This window comes from Paraburkholderia azotifigens (assembly GCF_007995085.1).
Classification (GTDB): Bacteria; Pseudomonadota; Gammaproteobacteria; order Burkholderiales; family Burkholderiaceae; genus Paraburkholderia; species Paraburkholderia azotifigens.
Window position 1 is genome coordinate 266,495 of sequence record NZ_VOQS01000003.1, and the last position, 26,684, is coordinate 293,178.

A 26,684-nucleotide genomic window follows, 5' to 3' on the forward strand; every position below is an offset into this window, starting at 1 on the left:
GCCCATCATGCGATCACAATTCAAACCTGCTTCGGCTGCAATTGGCAGCGAGAGCGAGTATGCCGTCGAACGCAGGACGCGTGCTCATACACTCGACGCAGCGGATGCTCTGAGAGCAGAGCAAAGACGTGTCAGTTACGCCACGATCGACTCCAACGCCAGTAAGTGGCGCTACTCGGCCGTGCGCGCGAAGAGTTGATCGCGGTGCTTAAATTTCCCAACCCCAGCCGTAGCTATGATGCCTCCCGACATTGCGTGTGTTTCTGGGGGGTACGACAATTCACGCGAAATCACCTTCGTGGTCGACGACGCCATGCTCAGAAATCTGCAATCTGACGTTGGATCCGACGAGCGGTCGGTGCCTGGTGCCTTTGACGAGTTTCATGAAAAGGTTCTCGAAATCGCAAAGAAGCAGTATGTCGGCGCTCCGCCGAATCGATATTTCGATTTCATGAGCTACAGACCTGTCGCGAGAATGCTTCCAGATCCGCCAATCCCCGGCTTCCTGGAGTGCCCTGCACACCGTCCTAACGGGGCAACGCCGCTTGGCTTCTGACGACGATCAGGGGTGCAACCATTGCCTGTGCTGCATTTAGCGCAAGGTAGTCTGAATCGACCGTTCGTCCGGCCACGCCGGAACGTCATCCTTGGACCCGCTGAGTAGCGTCGCTGGCTGTATCGCAGTATGCAGCCGCTCGACACGGTTCGCGCGAAACAAGGAGCGTTGAATGAAGATGGCGCCTGCTATTTCCCTGGCCACCTAAAATATAAGCATGGTTCTGACCTCAAAGGAGGCTGCGATGACCCAAGTCAATGATTAGTTTTGTAGTGGGGATCGTGGTGCTGCTATGCGTCGCGACACTCGCAACAGCGCGGTACAGGCGAGAACACAAGGACGCGCCGGTTACCCGCTGGCTAGACGTGCATCCAATTCGCGACTGGCTGCACCACAAGCACTGAATGATTCGACATGATTTTTGGACGCGCTGGGGCGCGCGCGTGCTATTTCTCTATCGTGCGGTCTGTCGCCGTATGTAAAGCGAAAACAGATTGAAAAGGATGATATGACGTATGCAATGTGGGGCATCGCGGTCGGGCTGGCGCTGATGTTCGGCGTGTCGCTGCGGCGATACAGGCACAGCCTTCTGCGCAAGCGGGAGATCCGTTGGATGGATGAGCACCATCTATTGGACCGGCTACGCGAGCAATTGGGATTGTCGCTCCAGAGATGACACGCGCTGGGCAGCTTTGCACGTTGCAAAGACTACTTTCTTAAGGAGTTGGCGAGATGACCATGAATTACGCAGGCAGGTCGCACGATGAAGCTGTGGCAGCGCGGCACAGGCAGAAGCAAAAGGCACAGGAACAGGCCGGCGGCGAAATGGCGATCGAAGGGACGGAGGCCGACGCGGAGCATAGTTGCGGCGAGCTCTCCGAGCGGGGAAAGCAGGTATGGCGAAGCGGAAGCGGGATCAACGGTGGGGGAAAGGAGTAATAGGGTTTCGGTGTTCTGACGCGATGCGGGCGGAGCAATTCACTTCGCCCGCCGTCGTGAGCAGATCCATTCCGCTACTCCGGTACCATTTGACCCAATCCGTCTTCGCCGTCTTGAGAGGCGTCACTGCGGCCTCCGTTATATTGCGAGTGCTGAACCGTGATCAAGCGGGAATTCGAGCGCCTGTTACCGGATTTGAAGGCGCTGCGACCGGGACGTAAACGCGTCGCGGTTCATCCCGGTGACCGTCTGGCGGTGGCCTTGCCTGATGTCAATGCGCGCTCGACTTCATCGAATACACTAAGCAGTCGGGTTACGCGCCTGTTCCCATCGGGTAGCAGACCCTGCTGCGTCGATAGCGAAGAAATGCGACGTCGCCAGTACGATAGCGCGAGCGGATTTCCGCGCACAAGTAATGGGATGATCTGTTCGAGGTGCGTCAGGTCGATTTCGAATTGGTAGCGCGACATCAGGATCCTTGCAGAAGTGATTCGGTGTCACAGATCAAGTCTGTACCGGCCGGGCTGGCATGTCTGCACGCTAAGCCGTACCGGGGCTCGGGCGGCCCGAACTTGTCACACGAGCCGCGGATGCTTCACGCGTGCGGCTTCACGTCGAAATCCATGCCACCTCGCCTGGATCGCGATATGGCACCGTAGCCGGTCTTCTCAAACCTGCGCTAGCAGATCTGGCGTCAGAGCCTGGTTAGGACTTTTGTACCGGAACGATGCCGCCCCACTGCGAGAGAACCGACCCTTCGCCGGTTCTTCCGCCTCCGCCGTCTCAGGGCGGAACAATATTTTCCTTATGAGTCACCGACGTTCAGCGTCGCAAAAAGCCGCTGCCAGCACCCAGCCATTTTCTTGCGTGCCTGACCCATTGCTTCGCTGTTCTGTGTCGAATCCCTTCGGCGGCATCTCGCTCGTTATCTTCCCGGACCACCCGCATGCCATCATCTGTCGCATTGGCCGCAGCCTCTCTCTGTCTCCGGCTTTCTGCCAGTTCTTCGGCATTTACCTGATCGTCAATCATGACGCACTCCTACTATCGAACAAACCGGTTCGCCAACAGGCGGTTGGCGTCGCCCTCGATAGTCGGGACGACGCGGCACATCGTAAGTTCTAGTCTTGATTGGTGACGCCGGTCGTGGCGTGCGACGACATCGGTCCGCGGACATCTGCCGGACAACCGGCGTCTAGGGCAATTGCCCTTCGTCCCGGTTTCCAAGTTCGTGTACGGCAGCCAGCGTAAAGAACGTAGAGCGCGTCGAGTGACGCTCTTTTGCTGCAGCGTCGACTCTCTGCAGCAGACTCTCGGGCAGACTGAATTGAACGCTCACGGCTTTCGAGGTAACCCGTGCCAGATTGATCTCGATGAACATCCAGATCCCTTTCCCATCGTCCATGTCGAGCGATTGCAACTCCGACGTACTGCAGGTGGGAGCGGGTATGAGTTGCTCGCTGCGGTCATACATCAGCTCGACAACCTCCTGTGCGTTGCGTTTCAGTTCATCGAACGAATGGCCACGCGCAACTGCTCGGGGAAGGTCGGGAAAACTGGCGCGAAAGCCGGTATTGCCGTCCCGGTGCACATAAAGCGGATATTGCATGACTTGCTCCACTCAGCTGCGGGCTGACTCACATTCGGTATGTCATAGTTCGGTTGGCTCAACTTTGCCATCGACGATGTCTTTGCCGTATTGCATCGCGAGGTCGATGGCGTCACCTGCGGTGGTGGGACTTAACGCGTCGAACAACGTTGCATAGCGCCGTGCCTTGACTTCGCCGGACGGAATGGTGTCGATCCGTACGAACGATGAGAACTGCCTTGGTCCTTTGGCATACGGATCACGATGTAGCGGAAACACCTGGTGAGAGTACGCACGTAGCTCGTACCCTCTGTATTCGATGGTGGGAATGGTCATGATGGCACGCTCCTTAAGCGATACTGACCGTCATGAACCGATGCCTGTCCGGATGCGAAAGGGCGGTCAGGTACATCTGGATCTTTTCACCATGCGCTCAATGCCGTCGAAAAGCAAACTAAATCTTGACGTGTGAAAGCGAAGCTTGCGTCGTGCCGAGATCGCCGGGACGACCTGCTCATGCAGGGCATCGTTTTCCTGCTTGCGCGCGAGCCACGCATCCCGATCGCCTACGCAATGTCGGGCACCGCGGTACGCGGCGTCCGGGTGCCGGCACGAGCTTGACGGATTCCTGCTTCATGCCCTGAGCCCGCACCACCCAGCCGATTGCAGAGCGCATTGCGTTAAAGGCAGCGTCCACGCGAAAAAGGGACGCTGTCCAAGGTTAGTCGTTGTCTGCGTCCAGATGGCGTTCTAATGGTTATGCAGGTCTTCGCCGTACGTGCCGCAGCTGCGTTACTGCGCGGGTCAAACGCCACGCCGCCGTTTTTTTGGGAGGGCCGTTAATCGAGGGTTATCGGCCGTTCGCGAAAGCACGTCCAATGTCTCAAAATGTTTAGGGTTGTAGGACGCCTGCCCTGATCCATCGACACGTCAACTCCCCCAGACGCCAGCGGGCAGGCGTCCTACAAGCCCCAAGGGAGGAAACCGCGGAGTGCTCCGGCATGGTCTGAACGTTTCACCGCTATGGCGATTTGTTCGATCCCATTGAAGGCATGGTGGATATAAACGCGGGTAAATCTGCGGTTAGACACGCATGATCGCGGCGACGGCACAGCGGTGGGTTGTCATCGCGCCGACTCGGCCAGCGCCAGACTGCCTGTTTGGAACGATAGGCACAGGCGTCTGCTATTGGCTCTCGTTGCCGAAGAGCCGACAGTCGAATTGTGCATCCTGACACGATGGCGTTCATGCGTGGGCGCACTCGACAGGCGGTGCCCGGATAGGTCTGCTGCGTTGGAGTATGTCGATGATGATCATTGGCGAACCGCAGTGCCGGCAAACGAAGCTTGGCGGTACTTCCACGGTGGATACGACGTTGGCACTGAGGCCGACACTGTTAGGCGCGGCGCCCAGCAACTCGCGTATCGTCGCGAGATTCTCGCGCCGCGATGGGTTCGCGAGCAGACCGTAGTGGCGGATGCGGTGGAAGCCGCCAGGCAGCACGTGCAGCAGGAACCGGCGCACGAACTCATCTGCCTGGAGCGTCATGGTCTTGTTGCGTGTGCGTCCGTCTACGCGGTAGTCCTTCCAGCGGAAGGTGACGCCATGTTCGTCGAGCGCGACCAGGCGTTGGTTGGAGATCGCCACCCGGTGGGTATAGCGTGACAGATAGGCGAGCACTGCTTTGGGCCCTGCAAACGGGCGTTTGGCGTATACCACCCACTCACATGTACGCATTGGCGCAAGCCACCCGGCAAAGGCTGCCATATCGTTGAGCTCGGCGTATTCGCCGAAGAAGCGCAACTGGCCGCGGCGATAGATCGCTTCCAGCTCCTCGAGGAAGCGTCGCCGGAACAGGCGCGAGAGCACGCGCACCGGAAGGAAGAAGCCTGGCTTGCACGCTACCCACCTGCTTCGGTCCGGCGACAGCCCACCACCGGGAACGATGCCATGCACATGGGGATGATGCGTGAGCGCGGAGCCCCAGGTATGCAGCACGAGAGTGGCACCGATCTGTGCCCCGAGATGCTTCGGATCGGCGGCGATGCTGCGCAATGTTTCGGCCGCGATATCGAACAGCAGCCCATAGATGACGGCCTTGTTGTAGTACGCAATCGCGCTGATCGCAGCCGGCAGCGTAAAGACCACGTGGTAGTACTCGACGGGAAGAAGATCGGCCTCACGCGCTTGGAGCCACCGGCGCGCAGCGGTAGCCTGACACCTCGGACAATGTCTGTTGCGGCATGAGTTGTAGGCGATCTCGATCCTGGCGCATCCCTGGCAACGCAGCACGTGCCCTCCCAGCGCCGCGCTGCGGCACTGTTCGATCGCTGACATCACCTTCAGTTGCCCAAGGTTCAGGTGAGCGGATTGGCGCCACGCTGGACCAAGAGCGCGGAAGACATCGGCTACCTCGAGCGCGCAATGCGCCACGACGGCTATCTACGCAGGATCCAGACCATCGAGAGGGCTGACCACTTCACGCAGAATATCGGTGGCGACCTGGGCATAAAGCGCTGTGGTCTCGAGCTTCTTGTGCCCAAGCATGACCTGAATCACGCGGATATCGACCTTCTGTTCCAGTAGGTGGGTGGCAAAGCTATGGCGCAAGGTGTGCATGGACACACGCTTGTCGATTCCAGCGGCCTCGGCGGCCGCATGGACCACCCGATTGAGTTGACGGGTGCTGAGCGATTCAATCGGATTGAGCCCGGGAAACAGCCAGCCGCCGTCGAGCATCTTGCCCTGGGCCCGGGCCACTCGCCACCAGACCCGCAGGCGCTCAAGCAGCACCGGGGACAGCATCGCGTAGCGGTCCTTCTGACCTTTACCCTGTTCAACGCGCAGCGTCATGCGCTGGCTGTCTGCGTAATTCGTGGAAGCTGGACACGCGTTTCGCGTGAAGGTGGACGGCTGATTCGCGCGAAGCTGGACAGTCGGAGCGCAGCGACGCGGGGTTTCCGATTTTTACTCTGATCGGGGTTTGTCGGTCAAACTCTTTTTGTGTTTGCGCATCGACTCGCCGCTGAGATTGACGCGATAGGTGTTGTGCACGAGTCGATCGAGAATGGCGTCGGCGAGCGTCGGATCCCCGAGTACCGCGTGCCAGTTCTCAATTGGAATCTGACTTGTCACAAGCGTCGAACGGTGGCCGTGACGATCATCAAGAATCTCCAGCAGGTCGCGCACGGCGCCGTCGCTCATGGGCGCCATCGCGAAGTCATCCATCAGCAGGACGTCCGTCTTTGCCCACTGCGCCAGCAGGCGTGCGTAGCGGCCACTACCGTGGGCAATGGCAAGATCCTCGTTCAACCGGGGCATTTTCAGATACAGCGTTGAGAAGCCCTGACGGCATGCCTGGTTGGCCAGTGCACAAGACAGCCAGGTCTTGCCAAGACCGGTGGCGCCTATGATCACCGTGCTGTTGCGCTCGCGAATCCAGTTGCACGTCAGCAGCTGGCCGATGAGACTGCGGTCGAGTCCCCGTGCCGAGCGGTAGTCGATGTCCTCGGGCACGGCATCGGGGAACTTCAGTTTTGCGCGGCGTAGCCGCGCCGTCGTCTGCCGTGATTCGCGCACGCTGGACTCTCGCTCAACAAGCAGACCCAGTCGTTCCTCGAAGCTCATTGCTTCGATGTCGGCGAGTCCCTGCTGCTCGGTGAGCGCGGCGGCCATGCCGCTCAGGCGTAGCTCGTGCAGCTTCTCGATGGTCGGATGTCTGAGCATATTTCTCCTTCAATGGTAGTAGTTGGGCCCACGCACGTTGGCGTGCGTAAGCGGTAAGTCGGCCTGTGCAGATGTCGGCGAGGGTTGCTGATCCAGACCGTTCTTCAGCGTTGAGGCGATGAACTTGTACCCCGGCGCTTTGAGATCGATGGCGCGGCAGCAGGCCACCTCAAGTCGCTCGTTGCCATAGTCCTTTGCGAGCCGAAGCACACCAAGACAGGTGCGATAGGCCTGCTGCGGATGCTGGCGACCGCCCAGCAGATGCTCGATGACTGCGGCGGTGTATGGGCCGATGCTGTCCGCCCAGTTGCGCAGGCGCTGTGGGTCCCAGCCAGTGACGGCCTGATGGTTAGCGGGCATGTGTTCATTGAGCGTGGTATGGGCGCCGCGCCGGTCGCTCTTTGCGTGCGCGGCGATACGCTTGCCGCGATGGAAGATCTCGACCGTCGATGTGGTGTAACGAAGGTCAACCTGTTCGCGCGCAAAGCGATGTGGGACCGAGTAGTAATGACCAGTCAGTTCGACGTGATAGTCGATGCCGACGCGGGCGACCTTCCAGTCGGCGTACTGGTACGGCAGCACAGGCAACGCCTTGAGCGCCGGACGGTCAAGTTCCTCGAAGGCGCTGCGGCGCGAACCCGGCAGCTTCTTGAAGGCCTTGTTGTTCAGGCTGGCGAGCAATCCGGCGATTGCCCGGTTCGCCTCGGCCAGACTGAAGAAGCGCTGCTTGCGCAGCCGGGCGAGAATCCAGCGCTGGACCAGGAGTACGCCCTGTTCAACCTTTGCCTTGTCGCGGGGCTTCCCGCTGCGAGCCGGGAGGACAGTGACGCAATAATGCGCGGCCATTGCTGCGTAGGTGCGATTGATCAGCGGATCATAGAAGCTGGGCTTGTGTACGCCTGACTTAAGGTTATCCGGCACGACAATCTCAGGACAGCCACCGATGAATTCGAACGCACGCACGTGCGAGCCGATCCAGTCCGGCAACTGCTGCGTCCAGGTCGCTTCGGCGTACGTGTAGTTCGACGCGCCGAGCACTGCGACGAAGAGCTCCGCCTCACGGATCTCGCCCGTCGCCGCATCGATGATTGCGACCCTGTCGCCGGAGTAGTCGACGAACAGCTTCTCGCCCGGAGCGTGCGTCTGGCGCAATGTCAGGGGCAACGAGCTGGCCCACTGGCTGTAGTGCGTGCAGAACCACGTGTACGCATAGCCGTCCGGATGCTCGGCCTTGTACTCGTTCCACAGCAGATCCAGCGTGACGCCCTTGCGCGAGAGCTCGCGACGGACGGTGGGCCAGTGGGGTTCGGGCCGCTGCCCCTCGACCTGTGGTGGCGGCGGGTACAGCAGCGCTTCGAGTTCATCGTCGGACAGCGTCGCCGACACCGCCCAGGTAAGCCCTGCGCGCTCCATGCGCCGCACATACTGTCCGACTGTCGTTGGAGAGGCACCGACTGCCCGGGCAATCTCACGCTGCTTAAACCCGCAGTCGAAATGCAGGCGCAGCACTTCACGAATTTTACGCATGGTCAACGTTGGATATGCCATGTGGCCTCTCGACGAAATCGTCGAGCGTGCCACGGTTGACCCGCGTCGCTACATCAGAGCGTTACTGTCCAGCTTCGTGTGAAATCGCTGTCCAGCTTGCCGTGAAATCCGTGTCCACCTTCGCGTGAAATGCCTGTCCAGCTTGCCGCGAAATCACTGTCCAGCTTGGTGTGAAATACGCAGGCTGTCGATGTCTCCGACCTTCAGGGCCACCACCTCGCTGGCACGTAGTCCTGTGCCATAGGCTACTGCGAGCGCTGTCTGATGCTTGAGGTTACTGGCCGCCGCGATCAGCCGCCCCACTTCGTCGCGGCTGAGTATGACGGGCAAGGTACGCGGAAGATAAATCGGACGCATCTTCGCCATCAACTCCCCTTGACCGAGCGTGGTGGCAAAGAAGAACTTCAATCCGGTGATCGCCGCGTTGAGGGAAATCGGCGACACACCGCGGTCAACCAGATGTAGCTGATAGCGCCGCAAGTCCTCGACGGTGGCGGTGTCAGGCGAGCGACCGAGAAAGACGGTGAACTCTCGAACCACACGAAGATAGTTGGCTTGTGTGGCTGGCGCGAGGCGGCGCATGCGCATGTCGTCCATCATGCGCTGGCGTAGCGGACTGATGCCTTGGCTGGGGGTAGTCATGGCTGGGCTCCTGTTGAGCAACGAGGCGGAGTGCCTCATTGCTCAACATAGGAAACCGGGCGGGTTTCCTATGAAGAACCACCGCGTTCAAACGGAGTGCATACCGCGCGAGCGGTTTAGGCAGTATGACTTTCCGTGAGCCAGTGGCTGGCCCGCCGTGAGGAACCAAACGCGGGTTAGCATCACTGCCAGAGCCGCACGATGTGCACAGGGCACACCCCGGCGATTTCCAGCGCGGAGGCCAGCGTGAACCACGATAGCACGGTGTTTGTCGGTCTGGATGTTCACAAGGAGTCGATCACGGTGGCGTACGCAATCGATATGGCCGACGTGGAACTGTTGGGCAAGATCGGAACGCTGAAGGCGGATATCGATCGCTTGTGCAAGCGTGTTCAGTCGAAGGCGCGCCATGTCCGCGTTGTCTATGAAGCCGGCCCCTGCGGCTACGGACTCTACAGGGAGCTCGTTGAAAGAGGATTCGACTGCGTGGTATGCGCGCCGTCCCTGATCCCGAAGAAACCGGGCGAGCGCGTCAAGACGGACCGGCGCGATGCGGTCAAGCTCGTACGCGCACTGCGCGCTGGCGACCTGTCAGCGGTACACGTGCCGGATGTTGAAGATGAGGCGTTCCGGGACCTGGCGCGCACATGGGCGGCAGCGAAAGCAGATCTCAGACAGGCCCGCCAGCGATTGAAGTCCTTCCTGCTATCGCATGGAGTCCGCTACTCAGGTAACGCCAACTGGGGTCCCGCGCACCGGCGATGGATAAGCGTATTTGCATTCCCAAACCACTGGCAGCAACTGGCCTTCGACGAGTGCCGTCGCACGATCGAAGACAGGTTTGCGCAATGTGAGCGCCTCGAGGCGACCCTGCACGAAGCTGTCGTCGGCTGGCGATTTTATCCGGCCATTCTCGGTCTGCAGACCATGCGCGGCATACAGTTCATCACCGCCGTGGGCATGCTCTCCGAATTGGGAGATCTCTCCCGCTTCGAGCACCCGCGTCAACTGATGGCCTGGCTGGGCGTGACGCCCTCAGAACATTCTTCGGGTGAGCGGCGGCGTCAGGGCAGCATCACGAAGAACGGCAATAGCTATGCAAGAAAGCTGCTCGTCGAGGCCGCCTGGAGCTACAGATACCCGGCACGCGTGAGCCCGGAAATTCAGCGCCGACATGAAGGCATCCCCAAACGCATCCTCGACCGTGCCTGGGACGCACAGGTCCGACTCTGCCGCCGATACCGCAAGCTGGCAGCACGCGGCAAGAATGTGAACATCGCTGTCGTCGCCGTCGCACGCGAACTTGCGGGGTTCATCTGGGACATCAGCAAGCTCGCAATGTCGCTCGCCGTAACGCGAAACGAGCAGCCGGCGTAGCGCTGAGCTTGGCTACACAGATTTGACGAGTTTCCTGAAGGCGGCGTAGCCCGGCACCCGAGCAACCCGCGGCTGGACTATGCAACGGACATCATTCGATTTGCGACTTTAGATAGCGGCAGGCTCAAGGGGCGGACCTCTGTAATGCGGTACCCAACCCGCGAATATCAGTGCGATCCACCGTCGAGACTTACTGCTACGTCGCCCTCAGGAAATTCATGTGTCTTCCAAACGAAAACCGATCCCGATTGACACGGAAAGTCATATCAGTCCCTTGGCCGAAAACGGAAGAAGAGCGCGCTTACCACCAGTTCGAATACATCAGCCATCGCGAAGCACGTTCTCCCGCAGTCAGGTCTTGTGGGATCTCACGGACGCCATGAACGGTGGCTATCGATATAGCCCTGCCGGCGCCGGGACCCCTGATTTTGCCAGATGCAATCGCAATGCGGCCACGCCCGCAACGGATCATCAGATTCCACTGCAAAGTCCCAGATCCGGGAAAAGCCGCAACAGAATCGTGCTATTAGGATAAGTTTTCTTATCGGACCGGATCGGTTGTACAGATTCAAGACCTTTCCGATAGGAATCCTACCAAGAAACAATTTTAACGATTACGCTTACCGGTGGTTATCGGCTCGGCTCAATCCCCTTCTGGAATCGGCGAACTGGCGGTCCCGCAAAGATACCGCGCGAGTTGCCGCTCGGCGTCGACGACTTTGTGCAGCGGCGCAACGTTGAGTTGCGAGTCGTGTAGCGCCAACAGCTTTTCAAAAGCCGGTAGCGCCTCGTTTGCGAGCAGCCATTCTCCGGATTCATACGCAAGCGTGAGCGCGGCTTCGACCGCATATTCGGCAAACTTGTACAGTGCCACTGGCTCGTCGCCGTATCCAGCCTGCTGGAGAAACCACGCGACGTACACGGTTCGTATCAGTTCATTGAACAGATAGTTGTTCCCGTAACCAATCCGGCATGTCGCGAGCGCGAGATGATAGGACAGCGACTGTTCCCGCGCGGCCGTCACGTCCATGGGTAACAGCATCGTTTTCGAGAGGGGGCCTCTCGGCCAGCTCACGCTGCCCGGACCTCGCTTTGAACTCATGTGATGTAGTCAATGGCCACGTCTGATCGGTGGCCTGATTGTAGCCAAGGTCTGTAGCACGGAGCAGTAGCAGACCTGCGGCCGGTTCGGCACACGGCACATTCCCAGCTCACAGCGATGCCTCACCGCCGGCTGGCATGCGCCACCTATAGCTAATACTTTCGGGCGCTGCGAGCCGCACTCCCTGTACGGATTGTCGCCCATCAGCTGCGTGCAGCGTCACGATGTCAATGAAACGGCCTCGAGCTTCCGCGGGACAGAGATCCAACCATCTCACAACCATGGGAAACGGCTGTAAGCGTGGCAACGCTACCACAAATCAATGACCAAACGCGCCGGCGGTTACTGGCCGTTCACTGCGTCCTTGAACGCCTTGCCAGCGGTGAACTTCACCGTCTTTGCCGCAGCGATTTGGATTTCTTCGCCGGTGGCCGGATTGCGACCAACGCGTGCGGCGCGGGCCCCGATCGAAAACGAGCCGAAGCCGATCAGTTGCACCGTGCCACCCTTCGTCACTTCGGCGGTAATCGTCGCCACGAACGCCTCGATCGCTTCACCCGTTGCAGCCTTGCTTTCGCCTGTCTTCGCCGCAATCGCGTCGATCAGTTCCTGCTTCGTCATCGTTTAGTCCTTTCTTAAGGTGGTTAGTCGTCACCACCCTACCCGATAAGGACGTCTTCGCGCAACTCGCGGAGCAGTCGCGCTCGATCGCACCCCAGGCTGAGCTGAACGGCCAGCCCGTCCCCCGCCGATGGCACGACCGCACAACGAGAGCCGTAACGCGACCGACCGCGAGGCTACACTCAAGCCGCGACGAATGCTTATCACTGAAATCCGCCTCGGATTGCTGCCGACAGACCGCAAACGACCCAGATGGAATGGACACCTAGACGGCGCCAGCTTCGACGCAACGGCGTCACACCCATCGGCGCAGTTAACTGTTTCTACAATCGATCTGACAGCAACGAATTATTAGACAGTTCGGATGCTTCGGCCGTGCCCCGCTCAACCGTCTCAAGGGTTGTGTTGATGCTCGTCGGTGTTTTCACCGTGAAAAGTCTAGCATCGCAGCGTACTCGCCCATCGATGCCCTTCGCTTTCAGCCAGTGTCTTCAGTGTCCTGATAACATCGCGCCGCAAGCAGTGATCGGCAAGAGTTTGAAGCACCGCAGGCCGGATTGCCCGTAGTTCGCTCACAAGATTTCCAGCGTGTTCCAGACCTTCGCCACCCACGTCTGCGAGGAACTCGATGATCGCACGCTCGCGATGCGAGACCATGACATCAGGATGCTTTAACGGAAGCGCAGACACCGCATAGCGTGCATCAAGTGCGCTGTCGAAAAGCGGACGATGATCATACCGGGGAGACAACACCGACTTGGTCCACTCCGGAAATATGAAACTCTTGGAACCACGGAGCTGCAAGCGCTCGCGAACATACACGTAGTGGCGCACACCCCAACGATCAAGTGCACTGCGTCCAGCGATGTGAAGATGCGGCACATGCCTCGAAAGGTAGGCTACCGTCCCTTCGATCGACGGTTTATCTCCTCTCAAAAGGTAGGCATTATCGGAGAGTTGATTGAGCCAGCCGCTGCCAATCAGCACCGGAACTTTCGCCGGGGGAATCCCGATACTCGCGAGGTACGGACGATCGAACGGCTGCCCCCGAGTGACCAGGTCCATGAGGGTCTGTACGTCACACGCGAGGTCCAAGGGCATGGTGCCGTACTCCGCTTCAGGGCGCTTCGACCAAAGACCGGATAGCCAGTTCGGCCGACTGCCAGACGACGGTGTGATTTGTCGCTTGGTCAGGATCAGGCTGAAGGAGCTCGCATGCCGTGGCACGCCCCCCTTTGTCCCTGTAGGCAAAATACGTCATTGAAGTTTCGCCTTCCGCATAAGACCAAAACTCATCGACGGCAACCAGTCGATCCCACTCAAGCGCATACACCTGGATAGAATGACCGTCCGCACCGTCCAGGACGGCCTTCAGAACCTGAGGGCCAAAAATCAGATATGAGTAGCCGTCTCCGTCGTCACGAAGTGCTTGGGAAGAGCGCACCATGAATACCGTCGAATTGTGCGTCACTCCTGTCATTTCCCAGCGAGTGAATGCATCACCGGCGATTTTCATCGAAGATTGCCAGGAAGGTTTGGTGAAGAACATATTCGAGCAGCAACAACGTCCAAACGGGATTTGAGAGACGGAAGATCAAACCCTTTTGGGTCGTAAATGCCGTGTTGTTAAATGTACCATAGTTGTAGCCCATGATAAACCGCTATCAGATGAGAGTTGCTGCACTGACATCCGGTAATCGACTCGACGCCCGCGAGTTTCCTCTCTATCTGGCTGCCTCTGCACATCCTGTTCATTGCAATCATGCGAAAAAATTGGGTGTCGCGCGGGGTTCGTGGTGGTCCAGGGTGTAGGCTTAACCACGCGTTAGTCCCGTGCGCGAGTTGCGAAGGGCTGGTATCGAATATGCGTGACCAGAGGCGCAGACTATACCCACTCCTTTCAGGTTTTCTTCACCCGGTGATAAACAGATACAACATCATTCAATACATTGCTTGTATTAAAAGTTAAACAAATAGTATTTCTTGTCAAAATACAAATCGAATAGTAGATTTACACCAAAAATCCTCTGCTCACATCATCAGCCGCAAGAATTTCGACTTGTCGCAAGATCTAAAGCATCGCAATGATGCATCTATAGCGCATCTACAAGATGATGACTTGACAACGGCCTGTTTGGCGGGATCGCGTGTGATTACAGAGAACCATTGTGCTGCCGGATATCTTTTTAGACCACTGCTAAGGACTCGCATGTACGCACCGGGGTACGTCTCATCGAACCGAATTATGTCCATCACTTACCCGAAGGATGGCGACATTCGCATAAAAACAATCATTAGTCGGTCCAACGCCAGACCAACGGGCAAATATCCATCGTGGAAGATGGAAAGGATGATGCACTGGTCTACACGGCACGAACTGAATGCGTATCGACTGCTGGATGTACATCCAGCCGTGCTCAGTTTTAGTGAACATCCGTTACGTATCGCCGTGAGGTGGAACGGGACAATCATCGAACACTGGCCGCAGGTGTTAGTCGATCTCGGTTCGTGGCGCGAGCTTTGGTACATATGCACCGCCGAGCAGGCAGATGTGCCCGATGCGCTCGCGCTTACGGATTTGTTGCAAACTCAATTGCCGAAGTATGGCTATTCGTATCGCGTCGTAACCGGTGAAATGCTCGCACGGCAACCTCGCCTTTCAGTTGCGTTGTCTTTGCTCAGGTACGGAAGACGACCAATTGCATTAGCCGAACGTGAACACATGCGTTGCCTCCTCGCAAAAACAGGCTTCATTCTGTGGGGCGCAACTGATTCAGGGATACTGGGACGCCGAGGCCGCGCAGCCATCTCCCGGCTAGCACTTGAAGGCATTCTTCAGTTCGATTATGACGCCCCGCTAGGACCACACACCGCTTTTATGCTGAAAGACAATTTATCCCGACGGTGATCTTATGGCCACTCGTACCTTCCATGCAGGCGCACAAGTACGAATCGACGGGAGCGCCGCGACTTTACTAAGAAAGTTATCCGACGGGAAGTGGCAAGTCGAGGACGACCGCTCAAAGCGAATTACGGAATATTCCCTGAACCAACTGTATTCTCTGTACCTTCAGAACCGACTTGTATTCTCCGGGCGTCTACCCGCGCCTTTCTCCCGACCACATCTGCCGGAGGCACATGCCAAAGACGCTGATTGGGAACTCGCCAAGATCCGGCGACTTTATGTCATTGCCATCATCGAAATTCCTACTTGGAGTCCGGCGGTAATAATCGCCATAAAGAATGTGTGGTCTCGCATACAACAGCCGCGCAATATTCCCGGGGAAACCACCGTGTACCGGTGGAAGCGGAGATTCCTCAACGCAGGACGGGATATCCGATCGCTGCTTCCCGCTGACGCGCTCAAGGGTAACAAAACGAATCGATATCCAGACGAGGTGATGGCTTTCGTAAGTGGTGCAATCGAGCATACGTTCTTGACATTAGAAAGAAATACCGTTCAAGACACACTCGATGACGCGAAATACCGCGTGATTCAAGAGAATAAATTGCGACCACGATCGGATCAGCTTCCGCTGCCCACATACTGGGTGGTAAAGGCGGCGATCGACGCAATCCCTGCGTTTGATCGTTATGCTGCCCGTCACGGCCGCACTGCCGCAGAAAAGAAATTTCGAGCTGTCTTGGGTCACCGCACGACACAAGCGCCGCTAGAGCGCGCAGAAATTGATCACACACCTCTTGATCTATTCGTCATCGACGATGACACACTCATGCCACTCGGACGCCCATACGCGACAGCGTGCATCGACGATTACACAAGGTGTGTTTTGGGCTTCTATATCAGCTTCGAACCACCAAGCCACTTTACCGCAGCACGTTGCCTAAAACAAGCCTTTATGCCCAAAACGGAATTTCTTCAGACCTATCCGGGAATTCGTAGCCAATGGCTGGCACACGGTGTTCCGATAGAACTGATCGTCGACAACGCACGAGAGTTTCATAGCGCAAGCTTCGAGAACGCTTGCCTCTCGCAAGGCACATCAATTGAGTATGCTCCTCGCAAGAAGGCGTGGTTTAAAGGGAAAATCGAGCGATTTCTACGAAGTGCTAATGCAGAAATTGCACATGGAAATCCTGGAACCACGTTCAGTAATATTTTTGACAAAGAAGACTACGACCCCGCAAAATTTGCCGTCGTCAGATTCAGCACCCTCAAAGAAATCGCGTATACATGGATAGCCGACGTATATCACCAGAGAACCCACCGTACTTTGGGAGTACCACCGGAGTTGATGTGGGCAAATAGTATTCATCCGGAGGATATCCCAGTCCCGGAAGATCCACTCAGTCTCGACTTTATCCTCGGGCAATGCGAGGAACGAACCCTCACTCACAAGGGCATAGAACTTCATGAGCTGTACTACAACTCACCTGATCTCACCATCCTTCGTGAAAATCTAGGTGACCAGCTAAGGGTCGAGATTCGCGTCGACAATTCAGACCTTGGTCATATCGTCGTACTCGCGCCTGACAAAAGCGAAACGTACAAAGTGCCTTGCCTGAAAGCCGACTATGCAACGGGGTTGTCTCTCTGGCAGCATCGAGTCTGCAAGCGCTTTGCGAATCGGTCTTTAGAAACTTACAACGCGGAGGCGTGGCTCGAGGCTAAAGCACGCATCAGGCAGTTAGTCGAGAACGAGTTCATGTACAAAGCTCGACGTACCCGCGCGAAGTTAGCACGATTTAAAAACTTCGATGCAGTGACACCAACAGAAGACAAACAATTGCCGGAAGATCACGCTCCGCCTTTGACATCAAATGACGTCTCGGATGCAATCGGTGAACTGCCGGCATCTGGGATGAACGTTTCCCCACCCACCGTCGAGCGCCCGCGCCGAATAGTTCCCCAGTATCGCGAGCGCCATCCGGCCGATCCTGAACTGCCCGGAGAAAATAATGAAAACTAGGACAGTCCCCGCAACTCTCGTTGATGACACGTTGGTACCCCACCAGGCGTATCTTGCAGCAACGTCCCGGCTGGACCAGTGCTTTACTTACGCACACGGCGCAAGGGAGCCTGTCTGCTTCGCTCTCGTCGGCGAGTCGAGGACAGGCAAGAGTCGGACACTGGAGGAGTTTTTTGACAGACATCCAATTACGCGCAACGACGACGGACTTTCCATTCCCATCCTTCGTGTAGCCACACCTTCAAAACCAACCGTAAAAAGTTTGGTAGAGGTAATGCTGAAAGATGGCATGCACGACGAGTTAGCAACTAGCGGTTCAGAGAATCAGAAAACGAATAGACTGATCAAGTTGATGAAGGAATGCGACACGCAGATGGTGATGATCGACGAATTTCATCATTTCGTCGATAAGGGCTCCCATAAGGTAATCCATCATGTCGCGGATTGGCTAAAGGTTTTGGTTGATAAGCTTCGATGTGTTCTTGTCGTTGCTGGTCTCCCCATCTGTCAGTCCGTACTAGCACAAAATGAACAACTCCAGGGAAGGTTTTACGCACCCGTAATCATGCCGCGTTTTAATTGGGAGATTGACGATCAACGCGTGGAGTTCGTTGCAATTTTGGGGTCTTTCCAAGAATCGCTGAGCAGATATTTCGACCTCCCTCCACTGGATGGTGACGAGATGGCATTCCGTTCCTACTGCGGCTCAGGCGGACTCATGGGCTACCTGACGAAGTTCTTGCGGAAGGTCGTTTGGAATGCAATAGATCAACAAAAGAGAAGAGTTACACTTCTCGACCTCGCCACCGCCCATGAAGAGGCAGTATGGGCGAAATTCTCTCCCGGACGTATTCCGAACCCGTTTTCGAAAGAGTTCCATCCCCGTCCGAGTGAAGAATTGCTCTCCCTAATCCGTAAGATCGGCACGTCCGTAGAATCACCACTTGTGCACCGCGAGCATAAAGGGCGCTCGAAAGGCCCGTCTGTACGCGATGTGCTGAGCGCCAGGTAATGCTCGTACGTACTCCCCCGCACGCACTCACAGAAAGCTTGCTTGGTTATGTGCTGCGCGTGTCAGAAACCAATGGATATGAAACGCCGTGGCACATCCTCAGGTATGCTGGGCTGCTACAGGCAGAGATGAGCACACCCAGCTTCCCTGTGGCGAAACTTGCATCGATCTTGGGTCGACCTCCGGAAGCCTTGCACGATATATCGTACGTGGCGTCCGTTGGCGCCGAAAGAGGTTTCGTCATACTAGGCCATCACCTAGGCGGCAGTTTCACTTTCAGGCCTCTGAGGTTGCGACGCCCAGCACTATGTCCAGAATGTGTGTCTGACCGCGGATTCATTGAGGCATTTTTCGATTTGAGCCTCGTTGTCGCCTGCCCTGTCCATGGCAGGGAACTGCTTTTTCGGTGCGAAGTTTGCGAACAGCAACTGTCGCATTTTCGTCCCGGTCTGCTTGTCTGCAAATGTGGGGCAACGCTATTGGGGCAATGTCGTCGCGATGTCAGCGACCGCGTCATCGCCTTGATGGCCGTGCTGAAAGCAAATCTCGAACGCACCCATGTTCCATCCGGCACACCGGTTCAGGGCCTCCCGGTACAAAACTTACTGGGGATGCCACTTCGCTCCCTGCTCGTGCATCTCCCAAAATTCTCGCAGTTCAACCGGCCCGCCGCTGATTCCATTTCACTCGAAGCTGTCGATGGAGTCGCTGAGGCCCTCGAAGATTGGCCCCATGGTTTCCATCGCTTTTTGCGTCGGCATGGTCAGAGCAGGGACGCACCGACTTTCCATAAACGCTTTGAGAAATTTTCAGAGTCGTTCTTCGGGGTACCGCAAACGCGTCGTGAATATGGCTGGTTGCACACCCAGTTCCTCGAATTCGGCATGATGCACGCGAACGGCTCCATCGTGGACCCGAGGACTATACCCGGCCGCGTCCACAAGCGTCGCTTCGTCTCACTCCGCGATCTTTCAAAACGCATCGGTCATGACGTACGTTCACTTGAAGCTTGGTCTCGAAAAGGATTAGTCGATGTCACCAGTATGAGGAACGGTGCGAGCCGTCGGTTCATCGTTGACCTCGAAGCGATTAGCCTTCCACCTCGCCCGGAAAAGACGGATATTTTGGGGAAGCGAGAGGCAGCCGCATGGCTAGGCATGCCGCTAAGTGTCCTCACCAGATTAAGAAATCACGGTCACTTTAAGGTTTTCCATCATCTCGAGTTTCGTACCGGTTACCACCAGGCCGATCTGGAAGCGTTCCGCAAACAACTTCTCGCTCCTAGCCCGAAAATCGAACATGCGGCATTGCCGGAATTGGTGGTTAGTCTCAAACAAATGTTGTCGACTTCGCGCCTCCACAGCGTTGAGCATAAGACGCAACTAGTGATTGCGTATTTAGATGGCCGATTTTTGTCCGTCGGGAGGACGGGTGAGACCATTGCCGACATTTATTTTGAGAAGCGGCGTGTCGCGGCGCTCGCAGCTGCAAGTCGTGCGGTCATTGCCCGCGGAACTCTCACGCACGCACAGGCGGCGCAGGCAATCGGATGCAATGTATCGCTGATCCCCGGACTGCTAGCGCGCAACTTTCTCAAGAAAACAGAAGTGACAAAGCGCTTCGGCATTGATGCGACCAGCGTGGAGTCGTTCGCCCATCGCTACGTGCAGCTTTCAAATTGTGCATCTGATTGGGATACAAGCTCCCTGCGTCTCAAGCGAATTTGCAGGCATGCGCACGTTCGCGTTTTTCACGTCCCTCATCGAGCCAACGGCGAAGTACCTTTCATAAGCCGCCGTGATATTCAATCTCTGCATGACGCCCTGAATCTTGAGAACAGTTACCAATCCTCGAAGGCACCTCGAGAGATCGGACCCGACCCCATCGTCCTGCTTCGTCGGTACCTTGCGAATTTGTCGTATAGCAATGAACCGCTCCCTTGGCGAGATGGACAACCAAACAAAATGGCGATAGCCAAGGCCTGTGGATTCGATCGCGATGTTTTTTACAGTAATGCCAAAGCGATCAAGATTCTTCTCACTTTCGCCCGCGGCGAACGGAAGCGACGTACTGCCGCGGGAAATTCCGCAGATTCATCAATAGCCCGACTACGCAGCTACCTCGACCAGTTAAAAAGGGATGGGAAGGATCTCCCATCTCATGGCGGGCACCTCAACAAGAGGAAAATCGCTGAAAGCGCGGGCGTCAACCGCAACCTGTTTTATAACAGCGTCGAGGCACTGCAGATGTTAGAAATTTTCAGACGCCGAGCTTGAGTGTTGATCTCGGAAAATGCCGCTTCCCGGCAAGTCGATATTTGCACGCGATGCAAGGTTAAGCGAGACACTGTCAATGCTTGTCGCCGAGATGTAGACTGGACGGGGCTTCTAGCGGTATTCGGCGAATATCTCACCTTATGCTTCAATCGTGGGCGAAAATATCACCTTTTGACGACTTTCCATTCCACATTATGGTGTATCTGCGTAGCTTAAGCTATTGATTTAAATGGATTTAACAGTTCACTTTATGCTGCAACCCACAATGCGCCCATTAGCAAATCATGCAGAGCGAACTAAACTGACTTATCAATGCCTTAACCGGTAAGGGTTCCGACGAACCAAGGGTGGCCGGTAGCGTGATCGAGCACGTCACGAGGTGGATCGTATGTATTGCGCGCCGCAATCCATTTCATTGGATTGCTGGCGCGTTGTTGCTTCTGAATTGCGGCATGGCGTTCGCCAACGGCCACGTTCACGGTCACGCCCCACCCGAAAGACATTCGCCCTCTATTCTCTTTTATTCGTATCGCGTCATAGCATCGCCCGCATACGCGACTTTGCGGCATCTACACCGATACGTCCTCAGAAACGCGCTGCAAATGAGCGCGGCGGCTTACGGACTGCCCGAATACGAGAACATCGCGCAAGGCAAGCAGCGCTTTCGCCACGGGCACGCGCCGGGCAATCCCTACCTTGCCCCCTCGACGGCGTCCAGGCCGCCCAGTCGCCTGCATTGCCCGCCTATGGGTTCGGCATCCCGTCCGACGCGCAGAGCATTCCGCCCACCGCCGCGAGCGACGATGACTGGAGTTTCAGAGCAAACCCGCTTCTGAACCTCAATCACGCACACGAACGGGGCGCGACCTTTTCGATCCGGCACGACTTTTGAGGCCGCAGCCACATTCGCCGCACGGACGAAAAAAATGCTGCGCTCCTCGTCAAAGGAAACGCAGCATCGTCCAGATTGAGGACAGAGGAGACTTCGACCTGCTACCCGCGTCTTGCAAACCAGCCGGTTTGCATCACGCAGCCTTCAGCAAACCATGCGGATCGAGCACGAACTTGCGCGGCGCGCCGCCATCGAACTGGCGATAGCCATCGGGCGCGTTGTCCAGCGAAATGACCGTCACGTTGACGATATCCGCGATAGGCAGACGGTCCCACAGAATCGCCTGCATCAGGTTGCGGTTGTACTTCATCACGGGCGTCTGTCCCGTGTGGAACGAGTGCGACTTCGCCCAGCCGAGGCCGAAGCGGATCGACAGGCTGCCCTTCCTCGCGGCGGCGTCGACGGCGCCCGGATCGTCTGTCACATAGAGGCCGGGAATGCCGATTGCGCCCGCGGGCTTCGTGATGTCCATCAGCGAATTGAGGACCGTGGCGGGCGCTTCCTCGTGCGCGCCGCTGCTGCCGTGACCGTGCGCCTCAAAGCCCACGCAATCGACGGCGCAATCCACTTCGGGCTTGCCGAGAATCTGCGCGATCTGCTCGCCGAGCGTCGCGTCCTTCGACAGATCGACCGTCTCGAAGCCGACCGCGCGCGCGTGCGCGAGCCGCTCTTCGTTCATGTCGCCGACGATCGTGCACGCCGCGCCCAGAATGCGCGCCGACGCGGCGGCCGCCATGCCGACGGGCCCTGCGCCCGCGATGTACACCGTCGAGCCCGGCTTCACGCCCGCCATCACGGCGCCGTGATAGCCCGTCGGCAGAATGTCGGAGAGACAGGTGAGGTCGCGGATCTTTTCCATCGCGCGGTCGCGGTCGGGAAACTTCAGCAGATTGAAGTCCGCGTACGGCACGAGCACGTATTCCGCCTGGCCGCCGATCCAGCCGCCCATATCGACGTAGCCGTAGGCGCCGCCGGCGCGCGACGGGTTCACGTTCAGGCACACGCCCGTATGCTGCTCCTTGCAGGTCTGGCAACGGCCGCAGGCCACATTGAACGGCACGGAAACCAGATCGCCGATTTTCAGCGTTTCCACGTCGCGGCCGACTTCGACCACTTCGCCCGTGATTTCGTGCCCTAAAACAAGGCCGATTTCAGCCGTCGTGCGGCCGCGCACCATGTGCTGATCCGACCCGCAGATATTCGTCGACACCACTTTCAGGATCACGCCGTGGCCGATGGCGCGTCCGCGCGGATCGACCATCTTCGGATAGTCGATCGACTGCACTTCGACCTTACCCTGTCCCAGATACACGACACCGCGATTGCTGCTCATCGTCTCGTCTCCATGTTGGTCTGCATGCGCAAAAAGGCGCTGAGTCGAGGTTAGTCCTTTTGCCCCATGCGCCAATGTTCAAAACCCGACACGCGCTTTCCTCAAACCGACAAAGCCGTCCTGGACGGTTTTTGTTGATTGAACGTTCAATAAAAAAAGACTAGAGTGACGACTTTCGGAAGCGCTGCGAGTCTTCATGCCCAAAGTCGGAATGCGCGAAGTGCGTCGCGCGCAACTGATCGACGCCACCTTGCTCACCATCGACCAGTCCGGTCTGTCGGGCACGACGCTCGCGTCCGTCGCGCAGCGCGCGAACATTTCGACGGGCATCGTGAGTCACTATTTCGGCGACAAGGACGGTCTGCTCGAAGCGACGATGCGCCATATCCTGCGCGACCTGTGGGCCGCCACGACGCGCCGCCGCATCGCAGCGAAAGCGCAGCCGCGTGCGCGTTTGCGTGCGATCGTCGCGGCGAACTTCGACGTCTCGCAGGTGAGCGGCCCCGTCATGAAGACATGGCTCGCGTTCTGGTCCGAGAGCATGCACGAGCCCGCGCTGCGCCGCTTGCAGCACGTGAATACGCGGCGGCTCTATTCGAATCTGTGCGCCGAGTTCGCGAAGGAATTGCCGCGCGCGTCGGCGCGGCGCGCGGCCAGCGGCCTTGCCGCGATGATCGACGGCTTGTGGCTGCGCGGCGCGTTGTCGGGCGATCCGTTCGACACGAAGGCAGCGCTGCGCCTCGCGAACGACTATATCGACCTGCTGCTCGCACAAAGCGCCTCGTAGCACCGCGCATTGCGAAAAACACCTGCATTTCAAGGAGAAAACAGATGCCCGCATACGGCCTGCAACGTCTCTACATCGGCGGCGAATATGTCGACGCCACGAGCGGCGCCACCTTCGACACCTTCGACCCCGCCACGGGCGAGCTGCTCGCCACGGTCCAGCAGGCAAGCGAAGCCGACATCGAACGTGCCGTGCAAGCAGCCCGCGAAGGCCAGCGCGCGTGGTCCGCGATGACGGCGATGCAGCGCTCGCGCATTCTGCGCCGCGCGGTCGAATTGCTGCGTGAGCGCAACGACGAACTCGCCGACCTCGAAATGCGCGACACGGGCAAGCCGATTGCCGAGACGCGCGCGGTCGACATCGTCACGGGCGCGGACGTGATCGAGTACTACGCGGGCCTCGCAACAGCCATCGAAGGCCAGCAGATTCCGCTGCGCGCCGAATCGTTCGTCTATACGCGGCGCGAGCCGCTGGGCGTGACGGCCGGTATCGGCGCATGGAACTATCCGATCCAGATCGCGTGCTGGAAGTCGGCGCCCGCGCTCGCGGCCGGCAACGCGATGATCTTCAAGCCGAGCGAAGTCACGCCGCTGTCGGCCTCGAAGCTCGCTGAAATCTATCTCGAAGCCGGCGTGCCCGCCGGCGTGTTCAACGTCGTGCAGGGCGACGGACGCGTGGGCGCGATGCTGAGCGCGCATCCCGGCATCGCGAAGATCTCGTTCACGGGCGGCGTCGAAACGGGCAAGAAGGTGATGTCGGTGGCGGGCGGCTCGTCGTTGAAAGAAGTGACGATGGAACTCGGCGGCAAGTCGCCGCTGATCGTGTTCGACGACGCCGACCTGGATCGCGCCGCCGATATCGCCGTGACCGCCAACTTCTTCAGCGCGGGACAGGTGTGCACGAACGGCACGCGCGTATTCGTGCATCAGTCGGTGCAGCAGGCCTTCGAAGCGCGCGTGATCGAGCGCGTGAAGCGCATTCGCGTCGGCAAGCCGTCGGATCCGTCGACCAATTTCGGGCCGCTCGCCAGCGCGGCGCAGCTGGACAAGGTGCTCGGCTACATCGAAAGCGGCAAGCGCGAAGGCGCGCGGCTCGCGACGGGCGGCGCACGTCTCGTCGACGGCGATTTCGCGCGCGGTCAATACGTACAGCCGACCGTATTCGCCGATTGCCGCGACGACATGAAGATCGTGCGCGAAGAAATCTTTGGACCCGTGATGAGCCTTCTCACGTTCGCCGACGAAGACGACGTGGTCGCGCGTGCGAACGACACGATCTACGGTCTCGCAGCGGGCGTCGTGACGGAGAACCTGTCGCGTGCGCATCGTGTGATTCACCGGCTCGAAGCGGGCATCTGCTGGATCAACACGTGGGGCGAATCGCCTGCGGAAATGCCCGTGGGCGGCTACAAGCAATCGGGCGTGGGCCGCGAAAACGGCATCACGACGCTCGAGCACTACACGCGCATCAAGTCCATCCAGGTCGAACTGGGCCCCTATCAGCCCGTGTTTTGAGGGAGCGCAGCATGGCAGCCAAAGAGTATGACTACATCATCATCGGTGCGGGATCGGCGGGTAATGTGCTCGCCACGCGCCTGACGGAAGACCGCGACGTCACCGTGCTGCTGCTCGAAGCGGGCGGTCCTGACTATCGCTTCGACTTTCGCACGCAGATGCCCGCCGCGCTCGCGTATCCGTTGCAGGGCCGCCGCTATAACTGGGCCTATGAAACGGACCCCGAGCCGTTCATGAACAACCGGCGCATGGAATGCGGACGCGGCAAGGGTCTGGGCGGTTCGTCGCTGATCAACGGCATGTGCTATATCCGCGGCAATGCGCTCGACTACGACGGCTGGGCCGAACGAAAAGGCCTTGAAAACTGGGCCTATCTGGATTGTCTGCCGTATTTCCGCAAGGCCGAAACGCGCGACGCGGGCCCGAACGACTATCACGGCGGCGACGGTCCCGTGCACGTGACGACCAGCAAGCCAGGGGTGAATCCCCTCTTCGGAGCGATGATCGAAGCAGGCGTGCAGGCAGGCTATCCGCGTACCGACGACCTGAACGGCTACCAGCAGGAAGGCTTCGGTCCGATGGACCGCACGGTGACGGCCAACGGCCGCCGCGCAAGCACCGCGCGCGGCTATCTGGATCAGGCAAAGCCGCGTCCCAATCTCACGATCGTCACGCACGCGACCACCGACCGCATTCTTTTCAGCGGCAGGCGCGCGCAAGGCGTCGTGTATCTGGACGGACAGGCGCAGATTACGGTGCACGCGCGACGCGAAGTGCTGCTGTGCAGCGGCGCGATCGCTTCGCCGCAAATCCTGCAACGCTCGGGCGTCGGTCCCGGCGCATGGCTGCGCGAGTTCGACATTCCCGTCGTGCTCGACCTGCCCGGCGTCGGCCAGAATCTGCAGGATCACCTCGAGATGTACATGCAGTACGAGTGCAAGGAGCCCGTGTCGCTCTACCCTGCGCTGCTGCTGCGCAATCAGCCCGCCATCGGCATCGAATGGATGTTGAAGGGCACGGGTATTGGCGCGAGCAATCACTTCGAAGCGGGCGGCTTTATCCGCACGCGCGACGACGATCCGTGGCCGAACATCCAGTATCACTTCCTGCCCGTCGCGATCAACTATAACGGCACGAACGCGATCAAGATGCACGGCTTCCAGGCGCACGTCGGCTCGATGCGCTCGCCGAGCCGAGGACGCGTGAAGCTGCGCTCGCGCGATCCGCGCGAGCATCCGTCGATTCTCTTCAACTACATGGCGGAAGCGCTCGACTGGCGCGAGTTTCGCGACGCGATCCGCATTACGCGCGAGATCATCGCCCAACCTGCGCTCGACCGTTTCCGCGGACGCGAGTTGAGTCCCGGCGCCGAATTGCAGACCGACGCGCAGATCGACGCATTCGTGCGCGCCCGCGCGGAAACGGCGTATCACCCTTCGTGCTCGTGTGCGATGGGTTACGACGAGATGGCCGTCGTCGATGGCGAAGGACGCGTGCATGGTCTCGAAGGATTGCGCGTGGTCGATGCATCGATCATGCCGCGCATCACCACGGGCAACCTGAATGCGCCGACCATCATGCTCGCTGAGAAGATCGCCGATCGCATTCGCGGACGCACGCCGCTCGCGCGTTCCACGGCGCCCTACTATGTGGCGAACGGCGCACCGGCACGCGGCGCCAGGCACGTTGCGCGCGCACCTTCACAGAGCATGGCCGCGCATACGCATTGAGCGGCCGAGTGCGTCATCGCGACAGACACGGCCGATGACGCACACATACCATTCCAATGCCGAATCTGTTCTATATGACGGTTTAATGGCGGCATCTACTGGAACGAACC

General features: G+C 58.4%; 21 protein-coding genes and 3 pseudogenes. 11 read left to right on the plus strand and 13 right to left on the minus strand.

Going from position 1 to position 26,684, the window contains the following annotated elements; genetic code table 11:
- Positions 1-165 precede the first annotated feature (165 nt).
- The 3 genes and pseudogenes from FRZ40_RS18350 to FRZ40_RS18355 form a co-directional block, all read left to right on the plus strand.
- A pseudogene (locus FRZ40_RS18350) lies at positions 166-442 on the plus strand (DUF1488 family protein); the annotation flags it as partial.
- 622 nt (positions 443-1,064) lie between these two features.
- Entirely contained in the window at positions 1,065-1,232 is a 168-nt protein-coding gene (locus FRZ40_RS44430; RefSeq protein ID WP_167528678.1) for a hypothetical protein, read from the plus strand.
- Between the two features lie 56 nt (positions 1,233-1,288).
- Complete coding sequence (locus tag FRZ40_RS18355) at positions 1,289-1,495, plus strand: hypothetical protein (RefSeq protein ID WP_029972085.1); 207 nt, start codon at positions 1,289-1,291, stop codon at positions 1,493-1,495.
- 822 nt (positions 1,496-2,317) lie between these two features.
- Here the strand turns inward: FRZ40_RS18355 and FRZ40_RS18365 are convergent.
- The 8 genes and pseudogenes from FRZ40_RS18365 to FRZ40_RS18400 all read right to left on the minus strand — a co-directional run.
- On the minus strand, positions 2,318-2,527 hold the full coding sequence (locus tag FRZ40_RS18365; RefSeq protein WP_147235072.1) for a hypothetical protein: 210 nt from the start codon (positions 2,525-2,527) through the stop codon (positions 2,318-2,320).
- A 163-nt stretch (positions 2,528-2,690) separates the two neighbouring features.
- Positions 2,691-3,104, minus strand: a complete 414-nt coding sequence (locus FRZ40_RS18370; protein WP_054925073.1) for a type II toxin-antitoxin system HicB family antitoxin — start codon at positions 3,102-3,104, stop codon at positions 2,691-2,693.
- Between the two features lie 42 nt (positions 3,105-3,146).
- Complete coding sequence (locus FRZ40_RS18375) at positions 3,147-3,419, minus strand: hypothetical protein (RefSeq protein ID WP_054925072.1); 273 nt, start codon at positions 3,417-3,419, stop codon at positions 3,147-3,149.
- A gap of 909 nt (positions 3,420-4,328) precedes the next feature.
- Positions 4,329-5,516 carry an IS91 family transposase gene (locus tag FRZ40_RS18380; RefSeq protein ID WP_147235073.1) on the minus strand — a complete coding sequence of 396 codons (1,188 nt, stop codon included), beginning with the start codon at positions 5,514-5,516 and terminating at the stop codon, positions 4,329-4,331.
- A 9-nt stretch (positions 5,517-5,525) separates the two neighbouring features.
- Positions 5,526-5,960: pseudogene (locus FRZ40_RS18385) on the minus strand (tyrosine-type recombinase/integrase); the annotation flags it as partial.
- A 90-nt stretch (positions 5,961-6,050) separates the two neighbouring features.
- Positions 6,051-6,809 carry an IS21-like element helper ATPase IstB gene (gene istB, locus FRZ40_RS18390; protein ID WP_137337201.1) on the minus strand — a complete coding sequence of 253 codons (759 nt, stop codon included), beginning with the start codon at positions 6,807-6,809 and terminating at the stop codon, positions 6,051-6,053.
- A gap of 9 nt (positions 6,810-6,818) precedes the next feature.
- The gene (istA, locus tag FRZ40_RS18395) at positions 6,819-8,357 is read right to left on the minus strand and encodes an IS21 family transposase (RefSeq protein ID WP_147235074.1); all 1,539 of its coding nucleotides are present in this window, start codon (positions 8,355-8,357) and stop codon (positions 6,819-6,821) included.
- A gap of 171 nt (positions 8,358-8,528) precedes the next feature.
- Positions 8,529-8,999, minus strand: a pseudogene (locus FRZ40_RS18400) (tyrosine-type recombinase/integrase); the annotation flags it as partial.
- Positions 9,000-9,200: 201 nt separating this feature from the next.
- Here FRZ40_RS18400 and FRZ40_RS18405 point away from each other — a divergent pair.
- Positions 9,201-10,376: an IS110 family RNA-guided transposase gene (locus FRZ40_RS18405; protein WP_420873845.1), complete on the plus strand. Its 1,176-nt coding sequence runs from the start codon at positions 9,201-9,203 to the stop codon at positions 10,374-10,376.
- Between the two features lie 643 nt (positions 10,377-11,019).
- On the opposite strand, the gene FRZ40_RS18410 is transcribed toward FRZ40_RS18405, so the two are convergent.
- The 4 genes from FRZ40_RS18410 to FRZ40_RS18425 all read right to left on the minus strand — a co-directional run bounded on the left by FRZ40_RS18410 (position 11,020) and on the right by FRZ40_RS18425 (position 13,648).
- Positions 11,020-11,418, minus strand: a complete 399-nt coding sequence (locus FRZ40_RS18410; protein ID WP_240057225.1) for a hypothetical protein — start codon at positions 11,416-11,418, stop codon at positions 11,020-11,022.
- A 402-nt stretch (positions 11,419-11,820) separates the two neighbouring features.
- A complete protein-coding gene (locus FRZ40_RS18415) occupies positions 11,821-12,099 on the minus strand; it encodes an HU family DNA-binding protein (protein WP_147235076.1) in 279 nt (92 codons plus the stop codon).
- 438 nt (positions 12,100-12,537) lie between these two features.
- Positions 12,538-13,164 carry a type IV toxin-antitoxin system AbiEi family antitoxin domain-containing protein gene (locus FRZ40_RS18420; protein WP_158647022.1) on the minus strand — a complete coding sequence of 209 codons (627 nt, stop codon included), beginning with the start codon at positions 13,162-13,164 and terminating at the stop codon, positions 12,538-12,540.
- 52 nt (positions 13,165-13,216) lie between these two features.
- Positions 13,217-13,648, minus strand: a complete 432-nt coding sequence (locus tag FRZ40_RS18425) for a hypothetical protein (RefSeq protein ID WP_147235078.1) — start codon at positions 13,646-13,648, stop codon at positions 13,217-13,219.
- Between the two features lie 696 nt (positions 13,649-14,344).
- Here FRZ40_RS18425 and FRZ40_RS18430 point away from each other — a divergent pair.
- The 4 genes from FRZ40_RS18430 to FRZ40_RS18445 are packed head-to-tail and all read left to right on the plus strand — an operon-like array spanning position 14,345 to position 20,318.
- Positions 14,345-15,007 carry a hypothetical protein gene (locus FRZ40_RS18430; protein WP_147235079.1) on the plus strand — a complete coding sequence of 221 codons (663 nt, stop codon included), beginning with the start codon at positions 14,345-14,347 and terminating at the stop codon, positions 15,005-15,007.
- A 4-nt stretch (positions 15,008-15,011) separates the two neighbouring features.
- Positions 15,012-17,030 (plus strand): Mu transposase C-terminal domain-containing protein, encoded by a 2,019-nt coding sequence (locus FRZ40_RS18435; protein ID WP_147235080.1) that lies wholly within the window; start codon positions 15,012-15,014, stop codon positions 17,028-17,030.
- The gene (locus FRZ40_RS18440; RefSeq protein WP_147235081.1) at positions 17,020-18,042 is read left to right on the plus strand and encodes a TniB family NTP-binding protein; all 1,023 of its coding nucleotides are present in this window, start codon (positions 17,020-17,022) and stop codon (positions 18,040-18,042) included. The genes FRZ40_RS18435 and FRZ40_RS18440 overlap by 11 nt, the downstream gene beginning before the upstream one ends.
- Positions 18,042-20,318 (plus strand): TniQ family protein, encoded by a 2,277-nt coding sequence (locus FRZ40_RS18445; protein ID WP_147235082.1) that lies wholly within the window; start codon positions 18,042-18,044, stop codon positions 20,316-20,318. Before FRZ40_RS18440 ends, FRZ40_RS18445 begins: the two co-directional genes overlap by 1 nt.
- Positions 20,319-21,343: 1,025 nt before the next feature.
- Here the strand turns inward: FRZ40_RS18445 and fdhA are convergent.
- Positions 21,344-22,543, minus strand: a complete 1,200-nt coding sequence (gene fdhA / locus FRZ40_RS18455; protein WP_028369243.1) for a formaldehyde dehydrogenase, glutathione-independent — start codon at positions 22,541-22,543, stop codon at positions 21,344-21,346.
- 196 nt (positions 22,544-22,739) lie between these two features.
- Between fdhA and betI the strand changes: the two genes are divergently transcribed.
- Genes betI through betA form a run of 3 tightly spaced genes read left to right on the plus strand, consistent with a single transcriptional unit; the run spans position 22,740 to position 26,574 of the window.
- Positions 22,740-23,330, plus strand: a complete 591-nt coding sequence (gene betI / locus FRZ40_RS18460; protein ID WP_028369242.1) for a transcriptional regulator BetI — start codon at positions 22,740-22,742, stop codon at positions 23,328-23,330.
- Positions 23,331-23,374: 44 nt separating this feature from the next.
- Positions 23,375-24,844, plus strand: a complete 1,470-nt coding sequence (gene betB, locus FRZ40_RS18465; RefSeq protein WP_147235083.1) for a betaine-aldehyde dehydrogenase — start codon at positions 23,375-23,377, stop codon at positions 24,842-24,844.
- A gap of 11 nt (positions 24,845-24,855) precedes the next feature.
- On the plus strand, positions 24,856-26,574 hold the full coding sequence (gene betA, locus FRZ40_RS18470) for a choline dehydrogenase (protein WP_147235084.1): 1,719 nt from the start codon (positions 24,856-24,858) through the stop codon (positions 26,572-26,574).
- Positions 26,575-26,684 lie beyond the last annotated feature (110 nt).

Bases quoted from the DNA above. Each gene is read 5' to 3' on its own strand.
- fdhA (WP_028369243.1), bottom strand. From the start codon at position 22,543: ATGAGCAGCAATCGCGGTGTCGTGTATCTGGGACAGGGTAAGGTCGAA.
- FRZ40_RS18430 (WP_147235079.1), top strand. From the start codon at position 14,345: ATGTCCATCACTTACCCGAAGGATGGCGACATTCGCATAAAAACAATC.
- istB (WP_137337201.1), bottom strand. From the start codon at position 6,809: ATGCTCAGACATCCGACCATCGAGAAGCTGCACGAGCTACGCCTGAGC.
- FRZ40_RS18405 (WP_420873845.1), top strand. From the start codon at position 9,201: ATGTGCACAGGGCACACCCCGGCGATTTCCAGCGCGGAGGCCAGCGTG.
- FRZ40_RS18370 (WP_054925073.1), bottom strand. From the start codon at position 3,104: ATGCAATATCCGCTTTATGTGCACCGGGACGGCAATACCGGCTTTCGC.
- FRZ40_RS18445 (WP_147235082.1), top strand. From the start codon at position 18,042: ATGCTCGTACGTACTCCCCCGCACGCACTCACAGAAAGCTTGCTTGGT.
- betI (WP_028369242.1), top strand. From the start codon at position 22,740: ATGCCCAAAGTCGGAATGCGCGAAGTGCGTCGCGCGCAACTGATCGAC.
- FRZ40_RS18420 (WP_158647022.1), bottom strand. From the start codon at position 13,164: ATGGACCTGGTCACTCGGGGGCAGCCGTTCGATCGTCCGTACCTCGCG.
- FRZ40_RS44430 (WP_167528678.1), top strand. From the start codon at position 1,065: ATGACGTATGCAATGTGGGGCATCGCGGTCGGGCTGGCGCTGATGTTC.
- betB (WP_147235083.1), top strand. From the start codon at position 23,375: ATGCCCGCATACGGCCTGCAACGTCTCTACATCGGCGGCGAATATGTC.
- FRZ40_RS18415 (WP_147235076.1), bottom strand. From the start codon at position 12,099: ATGACGAAGCAGGAACTGATCGACGCGATTGCGGCGAAGACAGGCGAA.
- FRZ40_RS18440 (WP_147235081.1), top strand. From the start codon at position 17,020: ATGAAAACTAGGACAGTCCCCGCAACTCTCGTTGATGACACGTTGGTA.
- FRZ40_RS18410 (WP_240057225.1), bottom strand. From the start codon at position 11,418: ATGCTGTTACCCATGGACGTGACGGCCGCGCGGGAACAGTCGCTGTCC.
- FRZ40_RS18365 (WP_147235072.1), bottom strand. From the start codon at position 2,527: ATGATTGACGATCAGGTAAATGCCGAAGAACTGGCAGAAAGCCGGAGA.
- istA (WP_147235074.1), bottom strand. From the start codon at position 8,357: ATGGCATATCCAACGTTGACCATGCGTAAAATTCGTGAAGTGCTGCGC.
- FRZ40_RS18425 (WP_147235078.1), bottom strand. From the start codon at position 13,648: ATGTTCTTCACCAAACCTTCCTGGCAATCTTCGATGAAAATCGCCGGT.
- FRZ40_RS18355 (WP_029972085.1), top strand. From the start codon at position 1,289: ATGACCATGAATTACGCAGGCAGGTCGCACGATGAAGCTGTGGCAGCG.
- FRZ40_RS18375 (WP_054925072.1), bottom strand. From the start codon at position 3,419: ATGACCATTCCCACCATCGAATACAGAGGGTACGAGCTACGTGCGTAC.
- betA (WP_147235084.1), top strand. From the start codon at position 24,856: ATGGCAGCCAAAGAGTATGACTACATCATCATCGGTGCGGGATCGGCG.
- FRZ40_RS18435 (WP_147235080.1), top strand. From the start codon at position 15,012: ATGGCCACTCGTACCTTCCATGCAGGCGCACAAGTACGAATCGACGGG.